Here is a 4,602-nt window from a genome sequence, read left to right as displayed (position 1 = left end):
CGCCTACGGGAAGAACACCGTGCTCGACCGCCTCGACCTCACCGTCGAACCCGGCGAGGTGCTGGCCCTGCTCGGCCCGTCCGGCTCCGGCAAGACCACCGCCCTGCGGGCCGTCGCCGGATTCGTGCGGCCGGTGGCGGGGCGGGTGCTGATCGGCGGCCGGGACGTCACCGCGCTGCCGCCGTACCGGCGGGGCGTGGGAATGGTCGTCCAGCAGTACGCGCTCTTCCCGCACCTGCGCGTCGACGCCAATGTCGCCTTCGGCCTCAAGGCGCGGAAGGCGCCGCGCGGCGAGATCGCGGGGCGCGTCGCCGAGGCGCTGGAGATGACCGGCATGGCCGCCTACGCCAGGCGCTATCCGCGCGAGCTCTCCGGCGGCCAGCAGCAGCGCGTCGCCATCGCGCGGGCGCTGGCGATACGGCCCGGCGTGCTGCTCCTCGACGAGCCGCTGTCCGCGCTCGACGCGCAGCTGCGCTCCGGGATGCTCGCCGAACTCTCCCGGCTGCACCGGGAGTTGCCCGACGTCACCATTCTGTACGTCACCCACGACCAGATCGAGGCGCTGACGCTGGCCGACCGCATCGCGGTCATGGACCAGGCCCGGCTCCAGGACTGCGGCACCCCGCAGGACCTCTACCGCCGCCCGCGCACCGAGTTCACGGCCACCTTCGTCGGCAACTCCAACCTGCTGCCCGTAACGGTCCGTTCCGGCGGCGTCTCCTTCGCGGGCACGGCGCTCACGGTCGCCACGGGCGGCGCCGCCGAGGGGGCGACGGCCACCCTGTGCGTACGGCCGCACCTCATCGGCCTCGGGCCGGGCCCGAACGCCCTGCGCGGCAAGATCGCCGAGGTCCAGTGGCGCGGCTCCACCCACCGCCTGTACGTCGACGTCGCGGGCCACCGCGTCAAGGCGGACGTACGGGAACTGCGCGAGACCCCGGCGCTCGGCGACGAGGTCACCCTGCACTTCGCGGCCGCCGACGCCGTGCTCCTGCCGGAGGGGACGGCGTCCGATGGCTAGCTTGCGGAGGAGGTCCGGCTCCGAGCCGGGGACGTCGACGCGTGAGCCCGGCCTCGCCGCGGCTCGCGGGTCCGGCACGGCCATGGACCAGGGGCCTGCCCCGATGCCGGATCACCGGTCCGGTCCGGCTGCGGACCACGGTTCCGATCCCGCGACGGTTCGCGGCTCCGGCCCGGTGTCGGTGCACGGGTCCGGCCCGGCTGCGGGGCCTGGCCCCGAGCGTGGGGGCGAGCCCGTGCCCGAGCGCGGGGGCGAGCCCGCCGCCGTCTCTGCGCCCGACCGGCGCGCGCCCGCGCCGCCCGGCGCGCCGGGTAAGCCGGCACTCGTGCCCGTACCCGAAGAGCCGCGCCGCCCGGCGCGCCGGCGATCGGTGCCCGCCTGGGTGTACGCGCTTCCGCCCGTCGCCGCCCTCGGGCTCGTCTTTCTCTATCCGCTCGCCCTGGTCGTGTGGCAGTCCGTGTCGCCGGACGGCGGAGGGCACTCCGTCGCGGCGTACGGGGAGGTGCTCGGGCAGGCGTCGTTCCGGGACGCGCTCGGGAACACGGTCGTCATCGCGGTCGGCGCGACCGTCGGATGCCTGGTCCTCGGGTTCACGCTGGCGCTCGTGATCGCCTTCGTGCCGTTCCCCGGGGCCAAGGCGATCGCCCGGTTCATCGACATCTTTCTCGCCTTTCCCTCCTTCCTCATCACTCTCGCCCTGCTCTTCGTCTACGGCACCACCGGCATGGCCAACGGCCTGTGGACGGACGCGACCGGCGCGGCGAGCGGACCGTTCGACTTCCTGCACACCCCCTACGGCGTGCTGCTCGCGGAGATCACGTACTTCACGCCGTTCGTGATGCGGCCGCTGCTGGCCGCCTTCTCACAGGTGGAGACGGCGCAGCTGGAGGTCGCGGCCTCGCTCGGCGCGCGGCCCGCGCGCATCGTGCGGCAGGTGATCCTGCCCGAGGCGCTGCCCTCCCTGGCGGCGGGCGGCAGCCTCGTCCTCGTCATGTGCCTCAACGAATTCGGCATCGTGCTCTTCACCGGCGCCAAGGGCGTCACGACCCTGCCCATGCTCGTGTACAGCAAGGCCATCCTCGACGGCGACTACACGGGGGCGTGCGTCGTCGCGGTCGTCAGCATCGCGCTGTCGGCGGCGCTGTACAGCCTGTACCGCGTCCTCGTCGCCCGTACCGTCACCGCCGCCGGAGGTGCGTCCCGTGCTCGTGCATAGCCGCGCCGCCCGCTGGGCGCTCTGGGCCCTGTTCCTCGTCCTCTTCCTGCCGCTCTTCGCGCTGCCGTTCCTGGTGATCCTGGCCGCGTCCTTCTCGACGACGTGGAGCGGGGCGTTCCCGTCCGGCGCGACCCTGACGCACTATCAGGACATCGCGCAGGGCGACTCGCTCGACGCCCTGACCGCCAGCCTCGTCACCGCCTTCGCCGCCGGCGTCCTCGCCCTCGCCGCGGGCACCTGGGCCGCGCTCGCCGCCGACGCGCTGCGCAGGCGCGGGCGGCGCGTCATCGACGCGCTGTTCATGCTGCCGGTCGCCGTGCCGTCCGTGGTCGTCGGGCTGTCGCTGCTGGTCGCCTTCTCCCAGCCGCCGATCCTCCTCAACGGCACCCGGCAGATCGTCATCGCCGCCCACGCGATCCTCGTCACCGCCTTCGCCTACCAGTCCGTCTCCGCCGCCGTCGCCCGCCTCGACCCGGCGTACGAGCAGAGCGCCGCGAGCCTCGGCGCGCGCCCCTGGTACGTACTGCTGCGCGTCAAGCTCCCCCTCCTGCTGCCCTCCCTGACAGCGGCCGCCGGGCTGTGCTTCGCGCTGTCCATGGGCGAACTGAGCGCCACGATGATGCTCTACCCGCCGGACTGGCTGCCCCTGCCCGTCAAGATCTTCGCCGCTACGGACCGGGGTGCGCTCTTCGCGGGCGCGGCCCTCGCCGTGGTGCTGATGGCGGCGACGCTGCTCGTCCTGCTCGCCGTCGGCCGCGTCCGCACCCGCGCCTCGTACCGATAGAAAACCTCCCCTCCCCACTCTCCCTCCACCAGGAGTACGACACGTCATGCGCAGCAACCTCAAGCCGATCGCCGCCGCCTCCGGCGCCCTGATACTCGGCGTCACCGCCACCGCCTGCGGCGGGGCCTCCACCGCCGACAGCAAGGCCAAGGAAGTCACCGTCTACAGCGCCGACGGGCTCAAGTCCGAGAAGGGCGACGGGTTCTACGACAAGGTCTTCAAGGACTTCGAGCAGCGCACCGGCATCAAGGTCAACTACGTCGAGGGCGGCTCCGGGGAGGTGGTGCAGCGGCTGACCCGCGAGAAGTCCAACACCAAGGCGGACGTCGTCGTCACCCTCCCGCCCTTCGTCCAGCAGGCGGCCGGCAAGGGGCTGCTGGCCTCGTACAAGCCGCGCGGGTCCGAGAAGGTCGCGGACGGGAACAAGGACGCCGACGGCAAATGGACGTCCGTCGTCAACAACTACTTCTGCTTCATCTACAACAGCAAGGAGCTGAAGCAGCCCCCGAAGAGCTGGGAGGACCTGCTCGACGGCAAGTTGAAGGGCAAGCTCCAGTACTCCACGCCGGGCGTCGCGGGCGACGGCACGGCCGTGCTCGTCAAGGCCATGCACGACTTCGGCGGCAAGGACGCCGCCATGGGCTATCTGAAGAAGCTCCAGGCCAACAATGTCGGCCCGTCCTCGTCCACCGGGCAGCTCGCGCCCAAGACCGACAAGGGCGAACTGCTCGTCGCCAACGGCGATGTGCAGATGAACTACGCCAACATGAAGACCATGCCCCACCAGGGCATCTTCTTCCCCGCGGCGGGCGCTGCCGGCAAGCCCACCACCTTCGCCCTCCCCTACGCGGCCGGGCTCGTCAAGGGCGCCCCGCACACCGCCAACGGGCAGAAGTTCCTCGACTATCTGCTCAGCGAGGACGTGCAGCGGGAGGTCTCCGCGGTCGGCGGCGGCTTCGCGGCCCGTACGGACATCAAGGCCGCCGACAAGAACGCCGCCGCGCTCGCCGGGATCATGAAGGGCGTCGAGATCTTCCAGCCGGACTGGGCGGACGTCGACAAGAACCTCCGGTCGTATGTGGCGGACTGGAAGACGGCTACGGGAAGCTGAACGTCCCTACCGGACGGGCCGGTCCCTCCGATGACCGGCAGGGCACCGAAGACTGCCCTCGACTGTGCCTGCGTGCCCTTGCCGAGGGGCGCGGATGTTCGCGATCATCGCGCCGTCCACCCGGAAATACGGCAAGGATGGCAGCGATGCGCCCGCACGACGAACGTCCGCGTACCCCTGCCGCGGGCACGCGGGCCGAGGCCCGGCCGGCGGCTCGGGCCGCGGGGCGTCCGGCGGCGTCCGGCGCGGGGCCCGCGGCCCGCATGAAGGCCCTCCAGTCCGCGGCCGGCAACCGTGCCGTCGTGCAGACGCTCAGCCAGGGGCAGTCCGCCCGTACGGAGCCGGCCGGGGGCACGGACCAGATCGAGCTCGCGGACCTGTCCGGGCGCACGGAGTCCGCCGAGCCGACGACCGAGCGTACGGACCGTACCGAGAGCGCCCCCGCGCCGACGACGGCCGCCGCTCAGAGC

General features: G+C 72.4%; 5 protein-coding genes. All 5 read left to right on the top strand.

Features of this window, described 5'->3' with window-relative positions:
* On the top strand, positions 1–1,021 hold a 1,021-nt coding region (locus ACFU99_RS33945; protein WP_384399492.1), incomplete at its 5' end, for an ABC transporter ATP-binding protein.
* A gap of 325 nt (positions 1,022–1,346) precedes the next feature.
* A complete protein-coding gene (locus ACFU99_RS33940) occupies positions 1,347–2,237 on the top strand; it encodes a 2-aminoethylphosphonate ABC transporter permease subunit (RefSeq protein WP_384399489.1) in 891 nt (296 codons plus the stop codon).
* Complete coding sequence (locus ACFU99_RS33935; protein WP_384399486.1) at positions 2,224–3,021, top strand: ABC transporter permease subunit; 798 nt, start codon at positions 2,224–2,226, stop codon at positions 3,019–3,021. Before ACFU99_RS33940 ends, ACFU99_RS33935 begins: the two co-directional genes overlap by 14 nt.
* 46 nt (positions 3,022–3,067) lie before the next feature.
* Entirely contained in the window at positions 3,068–4,132 is a 1,065-nt protein-coding gene (locus ACFU99_RS33930; RefSeq protein WP_384399483.1) for a 2-aminoethylphosphonate ABC transporter substrate-binding protein, read from the top strand.
* 146 nt (positions 4,133–4,278) lie between these two features.
* A partial coding sequence (locus ACFU99_RS33925) for a hypothetical protein (protein ID WP_384399480.1) occupies positions 4,279–4,602 on the top strand: 324 nt, incomplete at its 3' end.

Source organism: Streptomyces sp. NPDC057654, assembly GCF_042800135.1.
In the GTDB taxonomy this organism is placed as follows: Bacteria; Actinomycetota; Actinomycetes; order Streptomycetales; family Streptomycetaceae; genus Streptomyces.
The sequence above is the reverse complement of the archived record's forward strand: the minus strand, read 5'-3'. Positions and strand labels throughout refer to the sequence as shown.